A 25,559-nucleotide genomic window follows, 5' to 3' on the forward strand; every position below is an offset into this window, starting at 1 on the left:
CGTTAGTTATTTGCTAGGAACCAAAATTTGGTATCCCCTAGGGGATTCGAACCCCTGTTACCGCCGTGAAAGGGCGGTGTCCTAGGCCTCTAGACGAAGGGGACCCGGACATATTAATTTGAACTTATTGTTCCCGTTTAACATCTACGGTGTCCTAGGCACTCTATTCTAAAGAACGAAGGTAACCTCAGACATATTAATTCGAACTCACGTTCCTGCTTAACATCTGCAGTAAGTTTGGTGGAGCTACACGGGATCGAACCGTGGACCTCTTGCATGCCATGCAAGCGCTCTCCCAGCTGAGCTATAGCCCCAAACTTATTAAACTACATTTAAGTGCACTACAAGCATTTGCTCGTCTGTGTCTCAACTGCGTGGCGCATTCTATGCAGCGCACCTAAAAGTGTCAACTCGTTTTTTAGGAATTTATTCTATCTGCTACAAATTCAATCGCTTTGGATATTCTTTGCTCAGAACGGCTTCTTCCGATTAAAAATAATGTGATATCAAGGCCTGGTGACTGCCCTGCCCCTGTTACAGCGACACGTAAAGGCATACCAACCTTGCCCATACCCACATCTAATTCTGTTGCAGTGTCTTCAATCGCCTGATGGATAGCTTCTACAGTCCACTCAGTTAATGCGGCTAATTTTTGTTGAACCAGTTGCAATGGCTCTAACGCAACACCACGTAAATGCTTTTTCGCTTGGGCCTCATCAAACTCTGCAAAGTCTTCATAGAAATAGCGGCTAGAAGCGGCTAACTCTTTTAGTGTCTTAGCGCGTTCAGCTAATGCAGTAACCACTTCCGCTAATGCTGGGCCGTTTGACAGATCAATTTTTTGATCGTCCATGTGCCATTGTAAGTGTGTTGCCACATATTCTGGGGCAAGACTCTTTATATAGTGTTGGTTCAACCACACCAGTTTATCGGTATTAAAGGCAGAAGCGGCTTTATTGATATCACCGAGCTTAAAGTATTGCTTCATTTCTTCTAATGAGAAGATTTCTTGATCGCCATGTGACCAACCTAAACGTACTAGGTAGTTCAACAGTGCTTCTGGCAAATAGCCATCGTCACGGTACTGCATTACGCTCACTGCACCATGACGCTTAGATAATTTCGCACCATCATCACCGAGAATCATAGAGACGTGGGCATATTCTGGGATCGGCGCCCCTAATGCTTTAAGGATATTGATTTGACGCGGCGTATTGTTGATATGATCTTCACCACGAACCACACAGGTAATTCCCATATCCCAATCGTCAACAACCACACAGAAGTTATAGGTTGGCACACCATCGGTACGGGCGATGATCAAGTCATCTAATGCATCGTTTGAAAATTCAATACGGCCACGAACATGGTCATCAAATACCACTGAACCGCCGATAGGATTTTTGAAACGCACGACAAATGGCTCATCAGTATCACGAGCGGGTAAGTCACGGCAGCAACCATCGTACTTTTGTGCTTCACCGTTGGCGGCTTGTGCTTCTCTTAACGCATCAATACGCTCACGTGAGCAATAGCATTTGTATGCAGTGCCCTTTGCTAACATTTGGGCAATGATTTCGTTATAACGATCAAAACGCTTAGTTTGGTAATACGGGCCCTCGTCCCATGTCAAACCTAACCAGTTCATACCTTCTAAAATCGCATCGCAGGCGGCTTGAGTCGAACGCTCAATATCAGTGTCTTCAATACGTAATACAAACTCACCGTTATTGGCACGAGCTTGTAACCAAGAATAAAGTGCTGTACGGGCACCACCAACATGTAAGAAACCAGTAGGACTAGGGGCAAAACGCGTCTTAGTTGTCATAATGGGACACTAACCTATATAAAGTCGTCTAGATAAAGACAATCACGATAAAAAAGTGGGCTTATTCTAACAGTCAAAGCAGGCGCTGCAAATGGGACAAGCTCTGCTGTATCACTTATCTAGTAAAATCGTGACCCTAAATCCCCCTCCTTATATAGAGAAGCCTATATAAAGGTGCACATATAAAGTGGTGCCACAGCTATCACCCGTAAACCTGCACCCCATTTATCTGACTTAAGACTCATGGATTGATTTCGCTACGCTTAGATCCCAGCCCTACTTTTGCCCCTATCATGCCTTCAGCTATAAATAGTGTGTCTTTGGCGCAACGCCTATACATCGCTATCCACTCAATCTCTAACATCTAATCATTGTGAGTCATTTACACCCAGTCATTTTATCGCCAAAAATGCTCACGAATAACATGAGTCTAGCTATCGCGGCATCCCAAACACCCAAATTGCACGCCATTGACAGGCGAATAAACTAACACTTTGATCGGCGGCGTGATTAGCATTAAGCCAATGCGAACAAAAATAGCGCGACCAATGCTTTTTTAACTAAAAAGCGTTGACACTAGATCGAACCTCCCTATAATACGGCTCCACACAGCGAGGTCGATTAGCTCAGCTGGGAGAGCACCTCCCTTACAAGGAGGGGGTCACTGGTTCGAGCCCAGTATCGACCACCATTGTTTTATACATGATTTGTAAAGAAATAATGGCTGTACAAAATAGTTATATCCCAGGTCGCTTAGCTCAGCTGGGAGAGCACCTCCCTTACAAGGAGGGGGTCACTGGTTCGAGCCCAGTAGCGACCACCATATAACTTAATGTACCTCATTGTGTGAAAGTCATTCCCAGGTCGCTTAGCTCAGCTGGGAGAGCACCTCCCTTACAAGGAGGGGGTCACTGGTTCGAGCCCAGTAGCGACCACCATTCTTCAATGAATAATGACTCAAAAATTGTGTAATATCAGAATTCCCAGGTCGCTTAGCTCAGCTGGGAGAGCACCTCCCTTACAAGGAGGGGGTCACTGGTTCGAGCCCAGTAGCGACCACCATATTCTGCAATACACAAGTTATATCCCAGGTCGCTTAGCTCAGCTGGGAGAGCACCTCCCTTACAAGGAGGGGGTCACTGGTTCGAGCCCAGTAGCGACCACCATATTCTGCAATACACAAGTTACATCCCAGGTCGCTTAGCTCAGCTGGGAGAGCACCTCCCTTACAAGGAGGGGGTCACTGGTTCGAGCCCAGTAGCGACCACCATATTCTGCAATACACAATTTACATCCCAGGTCGCTTAGCTCAGCTGGGAGAGCACCTCCCTTACAAGGAGGGGGTCACTGGTTCGAGCCCAGTAGCGACCACCATATTTATCCCCCCAATAAACTTTACCAACACGCTGACTCAACTATGCTTGATCTCAATCAGCGAGTGCTAAATTTTACTCTTTCGCCTTTTATAATCCGTAAAATACCAAGCTCTATCGACACTCAGCCTGATTTCATTCTGCTTTTAGCATTGTTTGGAGATCAACATTATGGCCAGCGTCAGTCAATCCGCTTCTCTTGCCAATATTGCCGCTTATTTAAAGCATACCCACGCTTGCGATGAGCAAACGGCACTCAAGGAAGCACGGGAAGTCATGCACAATCTCGTCAGCATGCGCCAAAAGGGCTTTATTACCGGTTGGTACTTTGACGAACAAGGCCACTTAGAGTTGTTGCCTAGCGATGCGATCCTAAAACGTATCCTTTTAGATGATAATTAACTGTGCCAACTGACCCCTTGTCTTGATTGACGACAAACGCCATCGACTTGACCACAATTAACCACACAATCAGCCTACACTGCTTATCCCAAAATAATCCATCACGCATTTTCAGCGTAGCGCATACTTTTGAGGCATTTTTTGATCTCAAAATAACTAAGTTTGTTTAATAAACCTGCACCGCCAAGGGCTATCTATTTGAGGCAGATCCGCGCCATGGGTGGGTTTCCACCCAAATAGAAAACCACTGTGAGCGAGATCTCACCCACAAAACTAAAAGTGTGACAAACATCAAATGAACTACACTTTAGTAACCAAACACTTACAGAATTCAGTGTAAGTTGGCGTGGTATTTGCCTTTAGTAAGACAGACCTCAGGGAAATCAAGGCTGTATTCCTACTCAAACTTGGTAACAAACTAACCAAGACTGAGGACAAATCCTAACAACAGAAAAAGGAACTCAAGATGACATTGAATCAACAAACTGGATTGACCCGTCCACTCAAAACCTTAGTCAAAATGCTCGCCGTTGCCTCCGTGTTCGCAACCAGCTTTAACGTATTTGCAGAACCTATTGAAATTAAGTTTTCGCACGTTGTGGCAGAAAATACGCCTAAAGGCCAAATGGCACTTAAGTTTAAAGAACTCGTTGAACAACGTTTACCGGGTGAATACAAGGTCAGTGTATTTCCTAACTCACAGTTATTTGGGGATAACAACGAGTTAGCGGCACTACTGTTAAACGACGTGCAATTTGTTGCGCCGTCACTCTCAAAATTTGAACGTTACACTAAACGCCTACAAGTATTCGATTTACCTTTCCTCTTCAATGATATGGATGCGGTAAACCGTTTCCAACAAGGTGAAGCAGGTCAAACACTGCTGAACTCTATGACCCGTAAAGGGATTGTCGGTCTAGGTTATTTACACAATGGCCTGAAACAGTTCTCGGCTAACACGCCACTTAAAAATCCTTCTGATGCAAACGGCTTGAAATTCCGCGTGATGGCGTCTGATGTTTTGGCGGCTCAATTTGATGCTGTCGGCGCTATCCCAGTGAAAAAACCTTTCTCTGAAGTATTTACCCTGCTGCAAACCCGCGCTATCGATGGTCAAGAAAACACGTGGTCAAATACTTACTCACAAAAGTTTTATGAAGTGCAAAGCCAAATCACTGAAAGTAACCACGGTGTGCTCGACTATATGGTCGTGACCTCTGACACTTTCTGGAAAGGCTTACCCGCTGATAAACGTAAGATCATCAAAGAAGCATTAGATGAATCTATCGCATTAGGTAACAAAATTGCCGCTGAGAAAGATAACCAAGACAAACAGTTAATCCTAGATTCTAAACGTTCACAGTTAGTGACTTTAACGCCTGCTGAACGTCAAAAATGGGTCGATGTGATGAAACCAGTTTGGGCTAAGTTTGAAGAGCAAATCGGTAAAGATGTGATTGATGCTGCTGTAGCTGCAAATAAATAATAATGATGATAGCCGCTTAACCTCAGCCGAGGTTAAGCGGCCATTTCAGCGAGGGGATTATGGCTGTGATATCGCGAATATTTGGTTATTTTGAAGAAGGTGTGCTCAATTTATTGATCACTCTGATGACGTTGTTAGTGTTTTCAGAAGTCGTCGCACGATTCTTCTTCAATACGGGTTTTCTGTGGATCCAAGAACTCACACTGACCTTTTGCGGTTGGTTTGTGTTGTTTGGTATGTCTTATGGGGTAAAAGTTGGCGCGCACATTGGTGTCGATGCCTTCGTTAAAAACTTAGCGCCTCGGGCCAAAAAGATAACGTCCCTCGTTACCGCCTTTGTCTGTATCGTCTATTGCGGACTGTTTTTAAAAGGCAGTTGGGATTACTTAAGCCAGATGTATCAAATTGGTGTGCCTATGGAAGATATTAATTTCCCCCAATTTTTCTTAAAAAGCCTCGATCCAGACTTTGCTTGGAACACCTTACGGATTGATGTTGAAGATGGCGCGGTACCGATTTGGTTATCCCAGAGCATCTTGATCATTGGTTTTTCGATGTTAACTTGGCGATTCGCCGAACTCTTTATTGCCATCCTACGTGACCAAGTCACTGGCTTCCAATTTGCCGATGAAGCGAAAGAAAGTATGCATTTAATCGATGAAAGCGTTAAAAACGCCAATGAAGAACCCGTCTCTGACGAAAAGGAGACTAAATAATGGCGATTGCAACCCTATTTACCGCCCTATTAGTGTGTATGTTTCTCGGTATGCCTATCGCTATCGCGTTAGGTTTTTCCAGCATGCTCACCATTTTGTTTTTCTCGAATGACTCCTTAGCCTCAGTGGCACTCAAACTGTATGAGTCTTCATCGGAGCATTACACCCTACTCGCTATCCCTTTCTTTATTCTGTCATCCGCCTTCCTCTCAACCGGTGGCGTCGCGAGACGGATTATCGATTTTGCCATGGACAGTATTGGACATGTCCGTGGTGGATTAGCGATGGCATCTGTTATGGCCTGTATGCTGTTTGCGGCGGTTTCAGGCTCATCACCCGCGACCGTAGCGGCGATTGGTTCAATCGTGATTGTGGGCATGGTTAAAGCGGGATATCCCGAGAAGTTTGCGGCGGGGGTTATCACAACCTCAGGCACACTTGGTATTTTGATCCCACCGTCCATTGTGATGTTGGTGTATGCGGCAGCGACCGAAGTGTCCGCAGCAAGAATGTTTATGGCAGGTTTAATCCCAGGTTTAATGATGGGATTCATCCTGATGATCGTTATCTACATCGTCGCCCGCTTTAAGAACTTGCCTTCGCGTCCTTTCCCAGGCTTTAAACAACTGGGGATTTCAAGCGCCAAAGCTTTGGGTGGATTAGCACTCATCCTTATCGTACTCGGCTCTATCTATGGCGGCGTTGCTAGCCCGACTGAAGCTTCGGCTGTGGCTTGTATGTATGCGTACTTTATTGCGGTATTTGGTTACCGTGACATTGGGCCATTAAAAGAGGTGGCTTGGCGCAATCAAGGTGAAAGCTTACCTAAAGCCGCCGCACGTAACTTAGGTCACATGTTCCTTGGGCTAATTAAAACGCCTATCGACAAAGACATACGTAACGTAGTGCGTGATGGTGCTAAGGTCAGTATCATGCTGCTGTTTATCATAGCTAACGCTATGTTGTTCGCGCATGTATTAACCACTGAGCGTATTCCACATATTATCGCTGAGCATATCGTTAACATGGGCTTACCCGCTTGGGGCTTCCTGATCATAGTTAACTTACTGCTGCTTGCTGCCGGTAACTTTATGGAGCCGTCGGCAATTGTACTGATTATGGCGCCGATCCTCTTCCCTATCGCGACTCACTTAGGCATAGATCCTATTCACTTAGGTATCATCATGGTGGTGAACATGGAGATAGGTATGCTCACGCCGCCGGTGGGGCTCAACCTCTTTGTTACCGCGGGGATCACGGGTAAGAGTATTGGTTGGGTCATCCAGTCGGTTCTGCCTTGGTTACTGCTGATGTTAGCCTTCTTAACCTTGATCACTTACGTGCCACAGATTTCGCTCTTCTTACCAGAGTGGTTGGATTCGATGCGTGGATATTAATCTGCAATGCAAGGTTGTGAGATTACCCCTTGATTACAGTTAGTTTTTAAGCGAGCCTAGTCAGGCTCGCTTTGTTTTATGATGCACAGTCTCAGTGATTGATACCGTCGCTTTATCAGGATAGCCACCATGTTGCCCATGACGCCTAAGGCCAAGAAACGCCTCTTTCTCACTGTAGTGTTACTTGCAGGCCTATTTGCAACGCTCAAACTGACCTATTGGGTGCATTTGCATCAAGGTAAAATCGAGATCCAAGCGCAATCGGAGAAGCAACTAAAAGAATTAGTCAGCTTTCTCGATGGCGCGTTATCGCGATACGAAAGCATTCCCCACGTGCTCTCGACGAACCCTATGCTCGCCAATGTACTGAACGATCAACAAAACCCCGATAAGATCCAAGAACTTAATTTATATCTCGAAGAAATCCAGCATGTTACTGAGGCATCCGATATCTATCTGATTGATGCCTTAGGGATCGCGATTGCCGCCAGTAACTGGCAACAGAGTTTCTCTTTTATCGGCAAGGACTATTCCTTTCGCCCCTATTACACTGATGCTATTTCGGGCAATCTAGGCCGCTATTATGCCGTGGGTACCAGCTCAGATAAGCGCGGGTTTTACTTTTCTTACCCTATTTATCAGCAAGGCGGTAAAGGCATACTCGGCGCTATCATAGTCAAAGTGGACATTAGCGGTATCGAGCAGCAAAGCACGAGCATTGCCATTGCGGGTCAATACCAATTCCTTATCAGCGACCCCGAGGACATTGTTTTTATCTCCAGCGTCGATGAGTGGCGCTTAAAGTCACTCACTCCACTTACCCAAGCCAAACAATATGCGCTTAATGCATCAAAGCGTTACGCGGAACGCCCCATAGGTGAACTGTTGATGAAACCGCCCTATGAGAGTGGCAGCCAAGCCATGCTCTACCAATTACAAACGGGCAGAGATCATGAGCAATACATGGATAATCATCAGTTGATGGCCAAAGCTGGCTGGCGGGTGCACATCTTAGCGCCCATCAAACCCTTGCTGTCGTCTTTACCTGCACTAATGTTACTGTCAGCCAGCATTTATCTGTTGCTGGCGCTCAGCATCTTGTTTAGCGCCGAGCGTCGCCGCAACCTACAGCGTATGCAGCTGGCACAAAGCCTGTTAGAGCAGCGAGTCGAAGAACGGACTCAGGACTTGCAGCAGGCGAACCATCAGCTTAAAGACACTCAGGATGAACTCATTCAAGCGGCAAAACTCACAGTGATCGGCAGTTTATCCGCCAGCATTAACCATGAGCTTAATCAGCCGCTTGCGGCACTGCGCAGCTACGCCCAAAATACTCAAACCTTTCTAGCCCGTAATATGCAAGATAAGGCTTTGGATAATATCAAGATTATTATTGAACTGACCGATAGATTGGCCGATATTGTCGGCCAATTTAAAAGCTTCACTCGCAAGAGCCAAGGCACGGATAGCGCTACCGATATTGGCCGCTGTATCAAACAAGCGCTGACCATAGTTCAGCCTGCAATAGACAAGCAAGGCGTTGAACTCGATGTGCAGTTACCCAATGGCAACTATCAGGTTTGGGGCGATAAAGTCCGATTACAGCAAGTGTTTGTCAATATCATGAGCAACGCCATTGTCGCTATGCAACAATCGGTTAAACGCAGCTTGGTCATCCGCGTGACCAATGAAGATAAGTTCTGTATCAGCATCCAAGATTCTGGCCCTGGCGTGCGTGAAAGCCAAATGGAAAAAATATTCGAACCTTACTTTACCACTAACGAGCGCCACGGATTAGGGCTGGGCTTATCGATTTCACAGCGTATTATCGAATCCATGCAAGGCCAAATTAACGTTGCCAATGCCGAAGAGGGTGGCGCCATTTTCCAGATTATTTTACCTATTTATTTGCTTGAGGAACGTTAGTCTCATGAGTGTGCCCAATTCCATCCAAGATTATTCTGTTCTCATCATCGACGATGAGCCGCACATAGGCACAGTTCTCGTTCAGCTATTTGAACTTGAGGGCATTAAGGCGCTCGCCACCACAGAGCCTAAAGGGATCGCTAAGCACCTGCATAAGGATTGGGCGGGAATGGTGATATCGGATGTCAACATGCCGCAATTAGATGGCATCAGCTTAATGCAACAAATCCGGCTGCAGGACCCCGACCTCCCCGTTGTGCTATTGACAGGGTTTGGGGATATCGCCATGGCAGTCAATGCCCTAAAGCAAGGCGCCTACGACTTTCTCGAAAAGCCCTTTAATAACGAGCATATACTCGATGTGGTCAAGCGCGCCTTAGATAAACGCAGCCTGACCCTAGAGAACCGTAAGCTTAAAAAGGATCTCGAAAGCCAGAGCGTACCAGGCCCTCGCATTTTGGGTAACAGTGTCGGCATCAACCGCATGCGCCACATCATAGATCAAGTGATAGACACCCCCGCTGACGTGTTAATCGAGGGTGAAACAGGCACAGGTAAAGAGCTCGTCGCCCGCTATTTACACGATCACAGCAGCCGCAGCCAAGCCAACTTTGTCGCCATCAATTGTGGGGCGATCCCTGAAAACTTAATTGAGAGTGAGCTCTTTGGTGCCGAGGCAGGTGCCTTTACCGGCGTTGATAAGATGCGCATGGGTAAGTTTGAATACGCCAACGGCGGCACGTTATTTTTAGATGAAATTGAAAGTACACCACTGTCACTGCAGGTAAAACTGCTACGGGTACTTGAAGACCGTAAGGTTGAACGCTTAGGGTCAAACAAAAGCATCAACTTAGATATACGTGTAATTGCCGCCACTAAGGTGGATTTAAAAAGCTTGTGTGACACGGGGGAATTTCGCCAAGACTTGTTGTATCGCTTAAATCTGGTGACTGTGCCTATCCCTCCCCTGCGGGATCGCCGTGAAGATATTCCGTTACTCTTCCTGCACTTTGCTCGAGTTGCATCGGCACGCTATCACAAAGCGCTTATCGCCTTAAATGCCGAGCAAAACGCCATTCTCACCTCCCACGACTGGCCGGGCAATGTGCGTGAGTTACGTAATCTCGCCGAGCGCTTTGTACTGCTGGGCGGAGAAGCTGCCTTTGCTGGCACTTTGGGCAATACCCCAAGCCTGCACTCGAGTATGTCCTTACTGCAACGAGTCGAGTTTTTTGAAAGGGTATTGATTGAAGAAGCGCTCAGCCACAACAAGGGCAGCATTAAGCAGACAATGGAACAGTTGGAACTGCCCCGCAAAACCCTCTACGACAAAATGCGTAAATATGATTTAGACCGCAAGCAGTACATTAATTCCGATGACTAAACAACAAATTGAAAGCTAGACTAATACCCGTTTGACATGCGTTTGATGGTAATGCAAACGGGTGATGGCCAAGGCAATCAAAGCCAGTAAGGTTAACGACCCCATTACCACACCGCGCCACTGCGCCTCATGCCAAAACATCATTAAATAAGGGCCGCCTATCGCCGCGCCTAAGTAGTAACAGCATAAATACAGTGACGTCGCCTTAGCCCGATCGCGACTGGCGCGCATCGCGACAAAGGAATTACAGCAACTGTGGGTGAGGAAGAAGCCACAGGCTGTCATCAAAAAACCTAAGCTAATGGTTAAAGTGGTATCAAACAGGGTCAGTAAACTGCCGAGCAACATCACACACCAAGACCACTGATATAACTTATGTTGGCCAAATTTGGCGAGCCATTTCGCGGTAAAATACGACGCAATAGTGCCGCTGGAATAACACAGGAAAATCAAGGTTGCTTGAAAGCGGCTCCATTCATAGGGCGCCGCCATCAAATGCAGCTGAATAAAACTAAATTGATTCACCATCATCATAAAGGTTAAGCCGCCAATCGCGTAGACCAAGCGCATTTGTGCATCGGTGAGATGATGGCTAAAGCCATGAAGATCTTGGGCTAAACGGGCGCGTTTTGATAAAGAAGGCTCGGTTTTGCTCTTTGACATGGCCTGCGCATCGGCAAGTGAAGGCAGCAAATAGTTCACTAAAGCCACGCCCGCTAAGGTGACTAAAAACAACAGCCACATGGATTCTTGCCAAGATAAAAACTGCGACATAACGCCGCCGAGTAAACGACCAACAATGCCACCAATGCTATTCGCCATAATGTAAATGCCCGCGGCTTTGAGCATAGTGCTCGGTGACAACTGCTCTTTAAAGTACGCCATCGCAATTGCTGGCACGGCAGCGAGTAACGCACCTTGCAGCAATCGCACTAGCACTAGCCCGTTAAAGTCCGGTGCCCAAATTAACAGTAAGTTAGATAGCGCCAACAACCACAGGCTGACAATAATCGGTGTGTGTCGACCGATACGGTCTGACAGTACCGCATACAAGAGCAATGAAAAGGCCAAGGAAAAACTGGTTACCGATAGGATTAACGTCGCTTTAGACCCTGATACCGCAAAATGCTCCGCAATTAGCGGCAGCATGCCTTGCATCAGATACAAGTTGATATACACCACCACAGAGGCAACACATAGCGCCCACATCAGTCGGGTATCACGCTGTTTATGATCAATCATAGTATCTAACACGGCTTGCACAGGAGCCTCGACAAAGCATCACTCATAGGATAGACAAAGGTTATCACTGGGCATAACATAACAATAATAGATAATATCTATCGCTATCATTGATTTTTGTTATAGCCACAACACACCGACCTTGCCACTATTCAATAGTATGGGCCCGATTGATGGATATCCGCCAACTCAAACATTTAGATGCCCTTGCCAGTACTGGCAGCTTTACCGCCGCAGCCAAGAAACTGAATATGGCTCAACCGGCGTTAAGCCAAAGTATCAAGCGCTTAGAAGTCGCACTCGGCGTGACTTTAGTCAATCGTACGAGCAACAAGAATGACAAGCTGCTCGCACTCACGGCCGAAGGTTTAGTCCTGCACCAACATGCCACTTTGATCCTGAAACAGATTAAGCAGGCCGAAGCGCAAATCCGTGCCATGGCCAATCTCACCTCGGGGGAAGTCCGCATTGCCGTACCGGGCATGCTGGGGTCTTTCTACCTGCCCTCGCGCTTAATGGCTTTTCGGCATAAATACCCCGAGTTGAAACTGTCACTGTTTGAAGGCGGGACGCGCGACGCACTGCGTATGTTGCAACAGGAAGAAGTGGATATTGCGATCATTACCGCCCAAGACCTACAACCCGAATTTGATAGTCAGCTGTTGATCCGTGAGCAAATGGTGATCGCTATGGGAGCCGAACACCCTTTAGCGGAACATAACGCCGTCAGTCTCAATGACTTTTTCGATCATGAATTAGTCATGTTCAAGACAGGTTATTTCCACCGCGAGTGGATCCTATCGCAAGCCAAGGATCTGGGGAAAAAGCCCAATGTCGCCTTCGAGACTAATTTGATTAACCTTATCAAACAGATTGTTTCCCAAGGATTTGGGATCACCAGCGTGCTCGAAATGGCAATCAGCTCAAAAGATGACATTTTAGCGAAACCCTTCGATCCACCAGTATTTTTGAACCTGCATATCGCATGGAAAAAACAACGCCCCGTCAGTCAAGCAGACCGTGCCTTTGTCGATTTTTTGATGAGTAATCGCTAACCTTAATCGATTAAAACAAAAAGGGCTGATATCAATATCAGCCCTTCTCTTTTTACTATTAAATTACTGTTAAACCTCTCGATTTAACCCTGAGCGATTAGCCTTGTTTACGACGACCAAAGGCAAATGGTAGCAATAACAAGCTTAACCAACCTAATGAACCACCATCATCTTTCTTAGCTGGTGTTTCAGTCACAGACACAGACACGACACTTGAATCTTTGTTGCCATGGTTGTCCGCTACAGTAAGTTGGAATGACACTGTTTGAGCTGTACCACTCACTTCTGGCGCCACTAGATTAAGCTTGGCTGCATTAGCGTCGAAGTTAAAGCTCGCGCCGCCTAACTGAGTCCATTTGTAGGTTAATGGATCATTGTTGGCATCGGATGACTTGCTCGCATCGATAAACAGTGGTTTACCTTCTTGAACAGATACCGGTGCTTCAATCACTGCCACTGGCGCCACTTCTGGAACATCAAATTGATATTCTTGCTTCAAGATTTCAGCCGACTCGTTGTTCACTTTGTTGGTCAAAGTCACAAGGTTGTCTTGGCTTGCCTTACGTGGCACTAAGTCAAACGTCACATCTTGTGCCGATGCACCAGAGACCATCTCGATAGTCCAAGTGATCTTATTACCCACTTGTGTACCTTGATGGCTGATATTAGCCACTTCGTGACCTTCTGGTAATAACGCCTCTAAAGTGTAAACGCGGGTTTCTTGCGTTTTGTTCGCTTCGACACGGGTCTTCATCATTTTAGCGGCGCCTGGCGTTAACTCGCCAGAAACAGTGCTACCTAGAGGCGGTAAAACATCATCACTGACGCGCTCAAATATAACCGGAATTTTAACCGGTGCGACTTTGTCATCAGTAGTGGTCAGAGTCAGCATTGCCAAGCCAGCATCGCCCACTAACATCGCTTGTTTCCAAGCTAAGTTGACGTTGAAATCTTTATGATCACCGGTAAGATTTGCCGTTAAGTTATCACCCGCTTCATCGTATAAGGTCACTTGTTTCAAACTAAAAGCATCATCCGCATCGGCTGCAGATGCCTGATAGTTTTGTATCACGACAATATACTCACCTTTCACTGGGTCCTTAATAGACACACTTTCTTTTGAACCACCAAACGCAGAAGATGCCGCGATAGAAAGCTTACTACCATCTTTCTTATCGAGTATCACAAACATATCTAAGTCAGGAGAGGTGGTATTACCGATTGATGCATTGAAATATAACGCTTTGTCTTCAACGTTAAAGCTAAATACTTTTACGCCATCGGCTAAATCATCAAATGCACTATCGGTATTTGAATCCTGTTTCACACTTGATTCATAAGTAGCGCTTAACTTAAGTTCAGTCACTGTCGCCGCAACACCCGGTAGATCAATTGCTTTCAAGTGAGCCAAATTGCGCTCATCGGCATCACGTGAGGCTGAAACATTAACAACCGCAGGTAAGTCGCGTTTAGCAATCTTAGCCACGATCGGCATGTTAGCCGTTGGGAAGGCTTCTGAAGCTAATACTAAGTTACCAAAGCCCCAACTTGCACCCACGTCAGTCACATCAGCAGTCACTGTGATAGTTTGGCTCTCACCTTTTTTCAGGTTGAAGCTTTCTGGCATCACAGTTAACGCGAACTTATCGGTTGCGGAAACACCTTTTGCAGTCCAGCTACCGTCAGCCGTTGCAGTGACAGTACGTGTCCAAGTACAAGTATCGATACAACGTGAATCAGCCATGCTTGGAATGTTTAGCTTACGTGGATCGCCACCTGTTGTAGGGTTAGCAATCTCGTAGTTTAAGGCACTTTCATCCATCACTAAGCCAGATTTTGCCGCTAAATCCACACGAATACGGCCTGCGCCTACGTCAAACGGATCTGCAACGGTTTTACCATCGGCTTTTTTCATGGCTTGGGCTGTCGTTGCTGTCATCATTAACGCAGAACGAATGTTATCTGGCGTCCAATCCTTATGCAGCGATTTAAGTAACGCGCCAGCACCGGCAACATGAGGACTCGCCATTGAAGTACCTGACATCAACGTGAAATCAGCAGGATCTGTCCCTGTTTCATCATGGCCGAATTGTTGATCCGAATAAGCAGCGTAGATGTCACTGCCTGGGGCAGCAACATAAGGCACGAGTACATCATTAGTTAGGTTAGGTCCAATCAAGGAGCTGGCTGATAAAACATCCGCTTCTTTACTGACGACTTTAGGAGTTGGAGACAGCGTGATTTCAAGCGCTGGATTTGCTGCCATAGCAGCAATCAGTTCTAAGCCATCGATATCGCCAATAAATACCGCTGGAATATCCAATTTATCTAACCCAGACATGATCAGGCGCGCATTATTTTCACCATCTCTATTGAAAACAATCACACCCTTAGCGCCAGCTTTCATCGCCGCTGCCACTTTAATATCGAATGAACAACCGCCGCGTCTTAAAACAGCGATCTTATCTTTAAAAGCATCGGCGGCAAATGGTTTACAGGCTTCAAAATTAGCCGCATCAATTGTACCAGCATAAACAGGCACACCTTTGAGCACTTCAGTTTGAACTGGACCCGATCCCGCAGTGTAATTGTAGTTTTTACCATTAAATTCAACGGCACGTACTATGTCACGATTGTGAGTCGAATTAGCAACTGACGTATACCAAGGTGCATTTTTAGGTGTAGAGTAAGGCGTTTGATTAATTGCAGGGCTCGTGTTTGTTGCGCCACGAGTGTTACCCGCAGCGACTGCAGCAAAAATACCCGCATTACGCGCAGCTAAGAAACCTTGTTCTGTTGCACTATTCCACGGATTTCCACCACCACTAATCGAAAAGTTGATCACATCGACGCCATCTTTGATTGCATCGTCTAATGCTTTCAAAATAGGTGCGGTCGGGCAGCCAGAATAAGTGTCGCCCGCATTACCCGGATTACAGATTTGATAAGCTATGATGTTTGCATGTGGTGCAACACCTGAGATTTGCGCAAATTCAAGACCCGTCGCAATACCATCACCTTCTAACTTACCGGTTTCACCTTGCACGTAAGGGACATTCACTAAAATGTTACCCGCTGCTGTACTAGCAACGTGCGAACCGTGTCCACCGTAATCCTCACCATTTTTTGCCGGTGGGGTGTCACCATACACTTTTACGTCATCAAAGTTATTGGTGATTTCTGGATAGCTACGGACACCGATCAGTTTGTCGTTACACATGCTGGCGAAGTCAGTTTTACAGTCACCAATATAGATGCCTTGACCTAATGGGTTAGTGTGGTCATAACCATCTTGGCCAACATCCGCAAATGAAGCATGGTCAGAGTTAATACCTGAGTCGATGATACCGACAATCACACCTTCACCCATGGCTTTAGTGCCCGTTGCACTGCCATCCCATACATTTGGCGAACCGATAAGCGCTTGACTGACATCAGTTTCCATTTGTTCCATGCGCTCGCGCTCAACAAACGCAACCTCAGGTAACTCAGCCATTTTCTTCGCTTGAGCTTGAGTCATGCGAACTGCCATACCGTTTAACGCATACTGATAGGTCGTTAATGGCTGCAGATTGGTGCCAATAGCCGCACTTGCGTTAGCTAGAAATCGATTTTGTTTGACTTTCAAATAGCTAACATAACTTTTAACTTCAGGTCTTGAAGCATCGAGTTTGCCATTCACCGCGACTTTTGAAGTGCCACTTGTCTGCACTTTCTGTGAGCTCGTCGCTTTAAAGCCAGGAGTCGTTCCTTGATAATTAGCGACTGAACTGTCACGTAAACGAACGATATAAGTAAATTCACCCTCGCCTAAATCCGCTTCTGGTACAAACTTAACTTCAGCCCCGGCAGCATTACCGCGTAATGACATTGCTTGTAGTTCACTTGGAATATCTAACTGAAGTGTTTCACCAGTGGGTGATAAAACTGTTTGCGCATTTGCCGCCGACGATAACAGCGCCATAGACACTGCTAGTGCTATTTTAGTTTTCATTGTGACTTCCCTAATTCTTATAAGTTGTATGATTTATAAAACTCAGGTTGGTGGCTTGAAAACATTGCAACAACCAAGAACGTCACCTGTAACTGACATTTTTTATGAATAACCATTCAATTTACTGTGATGATGATCACTGAGTTTTATCGCTACAATTTGTAACACGCGCAGACACAAATTAAAACACCAAGTTAACAGAACGTAACCCAGTAAATCATTTGTCAGGGTCCATTTATGATAAAAAAGCTAAATAGTTTGTTTAGTGAGTCGGATAGACTGTAAGACCAGACTAATATATAAAGTTACTGGAAAACAAAATAATCAATACAATTAAATACTTGAAATCAAGAATTAATCACCTAGTTAATGTAAACACAAACGGAACGTGTTACCGTAAAAATATTGGCGCCCTCAAAAAAACAGTTACAACAACAAACAAAAGCAACCAAAATAATTAACAAAAAACAAACAAATAATAATCAATTTTAAAACAATTTAGCGCAAGTACCATTTACCCACATGGCCCACTTTTATAAATAAATACTGACATATGCATTAATATTCTTAGTTCTATATAAAGAAAAACCCTATCTTATGTCACAGACACAGCATGAAAGTTCAAATATTAACCATTAAAAAGCCCTTGCAATATAAATTGAAAGGGCTACATCTTTATCAATCCAAAACCGATATGGGCCGATAATTAAGCGTGGTTAATTAGCCATAACCGCCTTCATTAATACTTCTGTTGTGAACTTATCATTATTGACGACAGGGAACCTGTCATAGGTTTGGAAGATCACTTGGTCTTGGAATTTGATCATTGCCACAACACCATATTGAATACTCTTATCGATCGATTTGGCGGGCAACGTAAATTTAAACGGCACTGGCGCTCTGGCGATGTTAAAGGTTTTCTGCGCAACGATAACACCCGGTGTATTCAAATCAATGATAGCAATCGTGATTTGGCAACCTTGAGGCAAAGGGATCTTCTCTAAATAACCCGCTGCGCCATTGATAATAATTGGGGGTTCAGGTTTAACCGTCACGCAGCCATTGAGCAGAATAGCCATGAGCGAGACTAATACAAACGACCTTATCTTAAGCAACATACTAACGTCCTTTTACCATGCGGATCAGACCTTCTTGGGTAGAAGAAGCCACTAACTCGCCTTGTTGATTGAAAAACTGCCCTCTGACATAACCTCTGCCACCGCTGGCATTGGGGCTATCAATACTATAAAGCAACCACTCTCCCATATTAATCGGACGATGGAACCACATCGCATGATCTATAGTAGCCATGCGCACTCCAGGACTTAAAAACGACACACCATGGGGCTGAGCCGCTGTCACCAGAAAGTTAAAGTCCGAGGCATAGGCGAGTAAATATTCATGAATATGGGCGTCATTTGGCATGGGACCATTGGCCCTCATCCACACATGACGGTACGGCTCGGTTTCTTTGGGCGCAAAGGGATGTAATGGATTAACCAGTCGCATCTCAATGGGCGCATCGGCCATAAACTTTTCGAGTATGCTCGGCGGCACTTTATCCCGCATCGTCAGCGCTAATTCCTGCTGATTCAATAAACCTTCAGGTCCAGGTACTTGCGGCATCATCGCTTGATGACTAAATCCTTCTTCAGGTTCTTGGAAGGAACAGGTCATATGGAAAATCGGTCGACCTTTTTGAATTGCACTCACGCGGCGCGCACTAAAACTGCCGCCATCTCGCATATTTTCGACTTCATACACAATCGGTAACTTCTCGTCACCGGCACGTAAAAAGTAAGAGTGTAATGAGTGGACCTTACGCTCAGCGGGGACGGTTTGTTTAGCGGCGCTCAGCGCTTGCCCCATCACTTGACCACCAAACACATGCCCAAATCCCAGATCTTGGCTCTGACCACGAAAGAGGCCGATTTCAATTTGCTCAAGGGAAAGTAATGATAAAAGATCGTCTAATACCTGACTCATGGGATCCTACTGCATAATTAGCCATTAATGCTAAAGGGTAACTCAGTTCGCCTTAAGCTGACCAGTCTTCTATCGATTATTCACAATGAAATCATCACTCCCACGATGCAGGATTTAAACGAGGCTTGACTCAAGTTCAGTGCGGGTGTCATCTGCGTATTGCGAAGGGTTTTACTTGACCCGTTAACGCGGTTTAATAACAGAGGTCATGGGCTGAGTTATGGGTAACAGTGTCACTCATCAATCAATTTTAATATGGTGTTCTAGCGCACTTAACTGAGACCAAGACAAGACTTTATCCTCACCACTGGAGTGCAAAGTAACAGGAAAGGATTGGTGTAACTGAGGCCACTGCTGCGCGAGATTATCTGGCGTAAAAAGCCCCTCATTAAAATACATCGGCTGAAACTCGACAAACATGCCATGACTGACGCTGCCCGCACCTGCGAGCAAGTGTTGACCATTGGGCGCCTGTTCACTCACCAAAAAAGCCGTTGTGGCGGTTAATGACTCAAAGGAAAATAACGGCTGAATCGCACTCGCTAAATGTTTGGCGGTCATCGCTGTGACGGCCTGTGGGCATAAACTATTGACGCGAATATTATGAATTTCTCCTTCTATCGATAAGCAATTTACCATGCCCACCAGCGCCATCTTGCTCGCGCTGAAACCGACTTGATGCAAATCACCAAACAAGGCCGAAGCTCCCGTCGTCATCATGATCCGACCATAATCCTGTTGTTGCATATAGGGCCAAACGGCTTGCGTCAGATAAAAACTGCCATTGAGATCGACATCCAATTGCCGTTGCCACTGCTCAAGCTTAATGTGTTCGAACGGACAAGCACCGTAGACCCCCGCGTTATTAATCAAGATATCAATGCGATGCCAACGTAGGATCACCTCTTCGACCATGCGGTTTACTTCATCCCGCTGGCTAACATCAAGCACAAAGTAGAGACAGTCACCGCCGAGTTTAATAATGCTGCAGTAGGTTTGCATCAATGCTAAGTTGGCCGACATTGTTTGAGCGCTGTCGGTAGAAATAGACTCGGATGACGATAACGGCTGATCAACGAGCACCACTTTCGCGCCCCGCTCAGCTAACATAATGGCATAGGCTCGACCTAGCCCTGCTCCCGCCCCAGTGACTAACGCCACCTTATTATCGAAACGCATCCAAATATATCCTTATCGGCATAACAGTAGCGGCAAAACGCAGCCAATGAATGCTCAAAAACAACCCGCATAAGGCGACTAGCACCTGTGGTATCTCCAGTTGAACATAGGATGAAGCGTTAAGCCTATGTCTTGGGCGGCGCAGCATCTCCATCGACATCTGCTATAGAAACACAGACTTTTTTGATTTTCTTTGAGCATGACGACAAATCTTTGCCTACATCAGTGAACATATGTGCGCCAATTCAAACTCTGTTAAAAGCGTTTATTAGATAGTGCTCACTTTCGTGTTAAATCTTGTTATGCTATGCGCTAATTGAGCCCTTGCTCGATACCATTTCCATTTACCAATAACGACTGGACACCATGAATCCTTGGATTTTAGCTATAAGACCCCGTACGCTACCTGCGGCCATAGGTCCCCTACTGATAGGCAACATTCTCGCCCTGCATCTTGAGAGTTACAGTTGGTTAATCGCTGCCACTTCTATGCTGTGTGCTGTGTTATTACAAATTGCTGTTAACCTCGCTAACGACTATTTTGACTTTAAAAACGGCATAGACACGGCCGAACGCTTAGGACCGGTTCGCGTGACGCAAAGCGGCTTAATTTCGCCAACAAGCGTTCGTAATGCCATGATATTTTGCCTCTTAATGGCGCTTGCTGTGGGTTCCTATTTAATTTGGCACGGCGGCTGGCCTATCGCGATTCTCGCCGCGGCAGCCATTTTAGGTGCACTCGGTTACAGTGGTGGCCCCTATCCCCTCGCTTCCCATGGGCTGGGCGAAGTCGCGGCCTTTATCTTTTTTGGCTTAGTTGCTGTGGTGGGGAGTTATTATCTGCAGGCGGGTGACACCACAATCAATGCTTGGTTATTAGGCTGCGCCATTGGGCTGTTCAATGCGGCGATCATGCTGGTGAATAACACCCGCGATATTCGCACCGACACCCAAGCGGGCAAACACACATTGGCAGTACGTATCGGCGAAGCACAATCAAAAGTGTTGTATCAAGCGCTGATTTACCTGCCCTTCGGCTTAGTGATTGCAGGCTTTCTACTGGGGATTTTACCTGGGTTACCAGTATTACTCGCGGGCTTATCACTGCTTATCGCCCGTAAACTCAGCAGTGATTTCTATGCGGTGTCTGGTGAAGCGTTGAATCCGTTACTCGGCCGTACGGCTAAGTTAACCATGATTTTCAGTACCTTGTTTAGCGTGGGTTTAGTGTTTACCGCATAAGAGTAAAGCCGCTAGGCTAATGCTATAAGCCGCTAAAAGCTTAATACTGAATACAAAAAAGGTTCGTATCTGTCGAGGATACGAACCTTTTTTATTGGCTGAATATGCTTAATCTTAGGTTTACTGCCATGTTCGATGACACAAATCCAACATCAGACTATTGCCAGATTATTGCCAGATTATTGCCAGATATAGCCTGAGATCAGAGTATTTAGCAAAATGCCGTTAAAGTTACGTAGCGCTTGGGATGAATCACTGTGACCAGCGCCGAAACACACATGCAGAGGCAATAAGTGTTCTTCCCGCGGATGACTAAACCGCGCTTCAGGGGCGGCTTGCCAGTGAGTCAATGCTGTTTTGGCCTCGGCAGTGTTCACGCTTGCGGTTAATGTTTGCGTCAGCCAATAGTCAAACTCTGCGCTGCGACTTTGTACCGTGGGTTCGCTTGAAAAAAACGCCCGCATATTGTGAAACGACATGCCAGAGCCCACAATCAATACCCCTTGATCCCGCAGCGGCGCTAAAGCCTCCCCAATCGCTATATGGGTTTCAGGATCGAGACTGTGGACTAACGACATTTGCACTACTGGAATATTCGCCTCGGGATACATCAACTTAAGTGGTACAAAAGTGCCGTGATCAAATGCGCGTTCGCGATCTAAGCGGGCTGATATCCCCTTATCCGCGAGCATATTCGCAATCTGCGCCGCTAATTCTGGCTCACCCGGTGCAGGATACGTCAGCTGATACGCTTCGGGTGGAAAACCATAGTAGTCATATAAAATGCCGGGCTTAGGGCTACTCGACAAGGTCACCACAGATTCTTCCCAATGGGCGGTGATCAGCACAATCGCCTTAGGGGTTTCAATGGGCGCGGTCACTGAGGTTAAAAAAATACGCAACTCTTTATGATTGGCATCATTCAACAAAGGCAGTGGACCACCACCGTGGGGCACAAATAGCACAGGCATTCGACTCGCGTTAACTTGCATCAAGGCTTTCTCATGTTGGTAAACTTATAACTGTACGATTGACTTCAGACTCAATTTTATCGCTTAAAATGCGGAGCGACTCAGCACCAAGTGCCGCTGAAATCGCACTAAACGCGCAACAATTTCATCGAGTTTAATAATCAGAAAGAGTCCTGCCGATAAGCTCAATGCCAGCAGTGCATTAATCGGCGCTTCATAATTAAAGTGGAAATAAATCGCCCCCATCATAATCGCCAGCAAACCGCTCGCCGATAGCACTCGGTAGTCACGTAGACACAATCCAAGGGCGCCAATCACTTCCATCAAACCAATAAAATAGCCAAATCCGGTGGGAAGATTCATCAAAGTAAACGGAACATGGAACATAGGCACGCCAAATAACTTGGCAAATCCTGAGATAAAAAACACTATGCTCATCGCCAGTGTGACGGTTGCGGCGGCGCGATTGAGTGTATTGGCACAAAGGAATAGCTTCTGCGTATCGGCCTCAGCAACTAAGCCATTGATACTTGAGCCCTTAGCACCACATAAGTTTAAAAATCGCATCGCACACACCCCATTGATCTTAATATTGCCGTCAGTCTTGGGCATAAATGCGCAGACGACAAGCGAGAATGGAGTCGATTATGAGCCGATAAAAGATAAATAAATATGGAATAAAATCTAATATCTCATAAACTAATAATTTATAACTTGCGAGCAATCCCAGTGACCTTAGACCAACTGCTGATGTTTAAAACCGTGGCTGAGGCGGGCTCACTCAAAGCCGCCAGTGACAAGCTACATAAAACCCAACCCGCCATTAGTCAAAGTATCAAACAGTTAGAATCTCAACTCGATCTCATCTTATTTAACCGTGAAGGTTATCGACTCGCCATCACAGAGCAAGGCCGAAAACTGCTGCAACATACCCAGCGGGTGCTGAATGAAGCGCAGGAAATGAAGCAAGTGGCGAAACATTTAGCCAAAGGCAACGAAGCGAGTATCACCTTAGCTTTTGAAGCCTCTTTCAATCTCGCTCGAATTCTACCGATTTTAGAACTGACTCAAAATGAGTTCCCCTACACCCAAATCATTCTCAAACAAGAATTTTTAACTGGTGCGCTCGAAGCGCTGAATCAAGATAAAGCCGAAATCATCATCTCCGCGGGCGGAATTGAGCCCATACGCTCGAGTCATTTAGAATTAGCCTATTTATTTTCCGGTAGCCTGCTCGATGTCGCCGCGCCGCGCATGCTTGAGCGCCATCCGACACTGAACTACGCACGAGAGCTCGTTAACGAATATCAAATCGTGATCCAAGATACGGGCTCAGGTACTGCGAATATTGAGTTTGGGGTACAGGCGGGGCAACGACGTTGGTATGTTAATGATTTTTATACCAAGAAAATGCTTATTCAAAGTGGCATGGGCTGGGGCAAACTGCCGCACTATATGATTGAAGATTCACTCAAACAAGGTGCATTGATTGCATTGGATCTACGCGAAAGACAAAATAACATTCAACTCGATTACTATGTTATGCGAAAACCCCACTCACCTTTGGGCCCTGTCGCCCAAGCACTCTGGCAAAAGCTGATCGCCTTTTCATCTGAGCTCAATACTTAGGACTTCAAGCTTAAGATTTAGCTTAGTGACTTAAAATGAATTGAAGTCAAAAAGTTATAGGCCGTTATAAAATCATCGCCCATAAACAAAAACGCCCCTTATTAAGGGGCGTTTTTCATTTTGTTAGCGGGCAGAACCTTAGATTAAACCTTAGCTAAGGTGCGCTCTTTAGCGCTCCAATCTAAGTGGTATTTCTCGCCTGCTGGGGTATCGATCCGCTCGAAGGTGTGAGCGCCGAAAAAGTCACGCTGACCTTGGAGCAAGTTCGCTGGTAATGTTTCGCAGCGGTAACTGTCATAATACGCCAGTGCCGAACTAATACATGGTGCAGGAATGCCTTGCATTACCGCTGTCGCTACCGCAGTGCGCCACAGGCCTTGCTGTTCAGATAAGGCTGACGCAAAGCTGTCGGCCATCAACAGATTGCTAAGATCGGCATTATCTTCGTAGGCTTGAGTGATTGATTGCAAGAACGTCGCGCGAATAATACAACCCGCACGCCAAATTTTTGCAATTTCAGCAAAGTCTAACTGCCATTTTTGCTCATGGGCCGTCATAGCCATCAACTGGAAGCCTTGGGCGTAACAACACACTTTCGCGCAATATAACGCGCTTTCTAGAGCTTCAATCAACTGCGCTTTTTGCGCATCATCGATAGCAGGTGCATTTGGCCCAGCCAATTTCTGGCTAAGTTGTAAACGTAAGGATTTTTGGGTACTTACAGCGCGCGCATACACAGCTTCTGCAATCGTCGGCGCCGGACAACCAATTTGTAAACTGCTCACGGCCGTCCACAAACCTGTGCCTTTTTGGCCCGCTTTATCTAAGATCATTTCCACCAGCGGTTTACCCGTTAATGGATCGGCCTGTTTTAATACTTCGGCACTGATCCCCATCAAATAGCTGTTTAAGCTGCCTTGATTCCAGCGTTCAAACACATCGCCCACTTCTGCAGCGCTCATGCCTAAACCGTCATGCAACATTTGATAGGCTTCGCAAATCAACTGCATATCAGCGTATTCAATACCGTTATGCACCATTTTTACATAATGGCCAGAACCCGCAGGACCAATGTAAGTCGTGCATGGCTCGCCTTCTGTCACAGGATTACCCGGCTCAAAGCGTTCGATAGGTAGCCCAGTTTTGGCATCAACCTTAGCGGCAATCGCTTTCCAAATCGGCGCGACGTGATGCCATGCATCGATATCGCCGCTTGGCATAAGTGAGGGACCGAAACGCGCACCGACTTCACCGCCCGAAACCGCAGAGCTGAAAAATACAAACTGACCTTTGTAGCGCGCTTCACGCTCAACAGTGTCGGTCCATAGGCTGTTACCAGTATCGATAACGATATCATCGGACTCAATTCCGGCAGAAATCAAGGCGCTACAAACACCATCGACGGGTGCACCAGCGGGAACAGAAAGCACAAGAATGCGGGGTTTTGTGAGACTGGCTAACATTTCGGTAAGATTAGCACAGCCAAGGATGCGAGGTTCGAGTCCAGCACGTTCCTGTTTTTCTTGCTGTATAACACCATTAACTTTAACAGGATCGAGGTCAAATGCGCTGACGTGATATTGGTTATCCGCGATGTTTAGCGCGAGGTTTTTACCCATAACGCCAAGGCCAATTACGCCGATATCATTAAGATTGCTGTGGTTTTGCATTATATAATTCCCACGGGTCACAGAGGTTAGAGCTAACCAATTTTGAGGGGTAATTATACCGATCTTTGTAACTTAATTA

Annotated in this window: 18 protein-coding genes and 9 tRNA genes; 16 read left to right on the top strand and 11 right to left on the bottom strand. The window is 46.1% G+C overall.

What is annotated here, in order from left to right:
- Positions 1–28: 28 nt before the first annotated feature.
- From Q4Q57_RS18355 to gltX, 3 genes are all read right to left on the bottom strand, one after another.
- A tRNA-Glu gene (locus Q4Q57_RS18355) sits at positions 29–104 on the bottom strand.
- A 134-nt stretch (positions 105–238) separates the two neighbouring features.
- Positions 239–314 (bottom strand) — tRNA-Ala (locus Q4Q57_RS18360).
- Positions 315–418: 104 nt separating this feature from the next.
- Positions 419–1,828: a glutamate--tRNA ligase gene (gltX, locus tag Q4Q57_RS18365; RefSeq protein WP_006082293.1), complete on the bottom strand. Its 1,410-nt coding sequence runs from the start codon at positions 1,826–1,828 to the stop codon at positions 419–421.
- A gap of 615 nt (positions 1,829–2,443) precedes the next feature.
- On the opposite strand from gltX, the gene Q4Q57_RS18370 reads away from it, so the two are divergent.
- The 13 genes from Q4Q57_RS18370 (at position 2,444) to Q4Q57_RS18430 (ending at position 10,512) form a co-directional block, all read left to right on the top strand.
- Positions 2,444–2,519, top strand: a tRNA-Val gene (locus Q4Q57_RS18370).
- Positions 2,520–2,575: 56 nt separating this feature from the next.
- Positions 2,576–2,651 (top strand) — tRNA-Val (locus Q4Q57_RS18375).
- 39 nt (positions 2,652–2,690) lie between these two features.
- Positions 2,691–2,766: transfer RNA gene (locus Q4Q57_RS18380), tRNA-Val, on the top strand.
- Between the two features lie 48 nt (positions 2,767–2,814).
- Positions 2,815–2,890: transfer RNA gene (locus Q4Q57_RS18385), tRNA-Val, on the top strand.
- A gap of 28 nt (positions 2,891–2,918) precedes the next feature.
- Positions 2,919–2,994 (top strand) — tRNA-Val (locus Q4Q57_RS18390).
- A gap of 28 nt (positions 2,995–3,022) precedes the next feature.
- Positions 3,023–3,098: transfer RNA gene (locus Q4Q57_RS18395), tRNA-Val, on the top strand.
- A 28-nt stretch (positions 3,099–3,126) separates the two neighbouring features.
- Positions 3,127–3,202: transfer RNA gene (locus Q4Q57_RS18400), tRNA-Val, on the top strand.
- Between the two features lie 170 nt (positions 3,203–3,372).
- Positions 3,373–3,603, top strand: coding sequence for a hypothetical protein (locus Q4Q57_RS18405; RefSeq protein WP_259522446.1), 231 nt, complete (start codon positions 3,373–3,375; stop codon positions 3,601–3,603).
- Positions 3,604–4,069: 466 nt separating this feature from the next.
- Positions 4,070–5,089: a TRAP transporter substrate-binding protein gene (locus tag Q4Q57_RS18410; protein ID WP_012089623.1), complete on the top strand. Its 1,020-nt coding sequence runs from the start codon at positions 4,070–4,072 to the stop codon at positions 5,087–5,089.
- 59 nt (positions 5,090–5,148) lie between these two features.
- Positions 5,149–5,805, top strand: coding sequence for a TRAP transporter small permease (locus Q4Q57_RS18415; RefSeq protein ID WP_006082296.1), 657 nt, complete (start codon positions 5,149–5,151; stop codon positions 5,803–5,805).
- Positions 5,805–7,202, top strand: a complete 1,398-nt coding sequence (locus Q4Q57_RS18420; RefSeq protein ID WP_006082297.1) for a TRAP transporter large permease — start codon at positions 5,805–5,807, stop codon at positions 7,200–7,202. Before Q4Q57_RS18415 ends, Q4Q57_RS18420 begins: the two co-directional genes overlap by 1 nt.
- A 129-nt stretch (positions 7,203–7,331) precedes the next feature.
- A complete protein-coding gene (locus tag Q4Q57_RS18425; RefSeq protein ID WP_311891651.1) occupies positions 7,332–9,128 on the top strand; it encodes an ATP-binding protein in 1,797 nt (598 codons plus the stop codon).
- Between the two features lie 4 nt (positions 9,129–9,132).
- Entirely contained in the window at positions 9,133–10,512 is a 1,380-nt protein-coding gene (locus tag Q4Q57_RS18430) for a sigma-54 dependent transcriptional regulator (protein WP_311891652.1), read from the top strand.
- 15 nt (positions 10,513–10,527) lie between these two features.
- On the opposite strand, the gene Q4Q57_RS18435 is transcribed toward Q4Q57_RS18430, so the two are convergent.
- Complete coding sequence (locus Q4Q57_RS18435; protein ID WP_311891653.1) at positions 10,528–11,775, bottom strand: MFS transporter; 1,248 nt, start codon at positions 11,773–11,775, stop codon at positions 10,528–10,530.
- Positions 11,776–11,927: 152 nt separating this feature from the next.
- On the opposite strand from Q4Q57_RS18435, the gene Q4Q57_RS18440 reads away from it, so the two are divergent.
- Positions 11,928–12,809, top strand: coding sequence for a LysR family transcriptional regulator (locus Q4Q57_RS18440; protein WP_006082306.1), 882 nt, complete (start codon positions 11,928–11,930; stop codon positions 12,807–12,809).
- A gap of 97 nt (positions 12,810–12,906) precedes the next feature.
- On the opposite strand, the gene Q4Q57_RS18445 is transcribed toward Q4Q57_RS18440, so the two are convergent.
- The 4 genes from Q4Q57_RS18445 to Q4Q57_RS18460 all read right to left on the bottom strand — a co-directional run bounded on the left by Q4Q57_RS18445 (position 12,907) and on the right by Q4Q57_RS18460 (position 19,968).
- Positions 12,907–16,803 carry a S8 family serine peptidase gene (locus tag Q4Q57_RS18445; protein ID WP_311891654.1) on the bottom strand — a complete coding sequence of 1,299 codons (3,897 nt, stop codon included), beginning with the start codon at positions 16,801–16,803 and terminating at the stop codon, positions 12,907–12,909.
- Positions 16,804–17,519: 716 nt separating this feature from the next.
- Positions 17,520–17,921 (bottom strand): YbaY family lipoprotein, encoded by a 402-nt coding sequence (locus tag Q4Q57_RS18450; protein ID WP_220590659.1) that lies wholly within the window; start codon positions 17,919–17,921, stop codon positions 17,520–17,522.
- Position 17,922: 1 nt separating this feature from the next.
- On the bottom strand, positions 17,923–18,789 hold the full coding sequence (tesB, locus tag Q4Q57_RS18455; protein WP_006085518.1) for an acyl-CoA thioesterase II: 867 nt from the start codon (positions 18,787–18,789) through the stop codon (positions 17,923–17,925).
- 240 nt (positions 18,790–19,029) lie between these two features.
- Positions 19,030–19,968 (bottom strand): SDR family NAD(P)-dependent oxidoreductase, encoded by a 939-nt coding sequence (locus Q4Q57_RS18460; protein WP_311891655.1) that lies wholly within the window; start codon positions 19,966–19,968, stop codon positions 19,030–19,032.
- 366 nt (positions 19,969–20,334) lie between these two features.
- Here Q4Q57_RS18460 and Q4Q57_RS18465 point away from each other — a divergent pair, with 366 nt between their 5' ends.
- A complete protein-coding gene (locus tag Q4Q57_RS18465; RefSeq protein WP_259528715.1) occupies positions 20,335–21,210 on the top strand; it encodes a 1,4-dihydroxy-2-naphthoate polyprenyltransferase in 876 nt (291 codons plus the stop codon).
- Positions 21,211–21,389: 179 nt separating this feature from the next.
- On the opposite strand, the gene Q4Q57_RS18470 is transcribed toward Q4Q57_RS18465, so the two are convergent.
- Entirely contained in the window at positions 21,390–22,202 is an 813-nt protein-coding gene (locus tag Q4Q57_RS18470) for a class III extradiol ring-cleavage dioxygenase (protein WP_259545211.1), read from the bottom strand.
- A gap of 63 nt (positions 22,203–22,265) precedes the next feature.
- Complete coding sequence (locus Q4Q57_RS18475) at positions 22,266–22,748, bottom strand: DoxX family protein (RefSeq protein WP_311891656.1); 483 nt, start codon at positions 22,746–22,748, stop codon at positions 22,266–22,268.
- Positions 22,749–22,910: 162 nt separating this feature from the next.
- Here Q4Q57_RS18475 and Q4Q57_RS18480 point away from each other — a divergent pair, with 162 nt between their 5' ends.
- Positions 22,911–23,810, top strand: coding sequence for a LysR family transcriptional regulator (locus tag Q4Q57_RS18480; RefSeq protein WP_311891657.1), 900 nt, complete (start codon positions 22,911–22,913; stop codon positions 23,808–23,810).
- A 143-nt stretch (positions 23,811–23,953) separates the two neighbouring features.
- On the opposite strand, the gene gndA is transcribed toward Q4Q57_RS18480, so the two are convergent.
- Positions 23,954–25,480 carry an NADP-dependent phosphogluconate dehydrogenase gene (gndA, locus tag Q4Q57_RS18485; protein ID WP_311891658.1) on the bottom strand — a complete coding sequence of 509 codons (1,527 nt, stop codon included), beginning with the start codon at positions 25,478–25,480 and terminating at the stop codon, positions 23,954–23,956.
- Positions 25,481–25,559 lie beyond the last annotated feature (79 nt).

The organism is Shewanella sp. SP2S2-6 (genome assembly GCF_031931965.1).
GTDB lineage: Bacteria > Pseudomonadota > Gammaproteobacteria > Enterobacterales > Shewanellaceae > Shewanella > Shewanella baltica.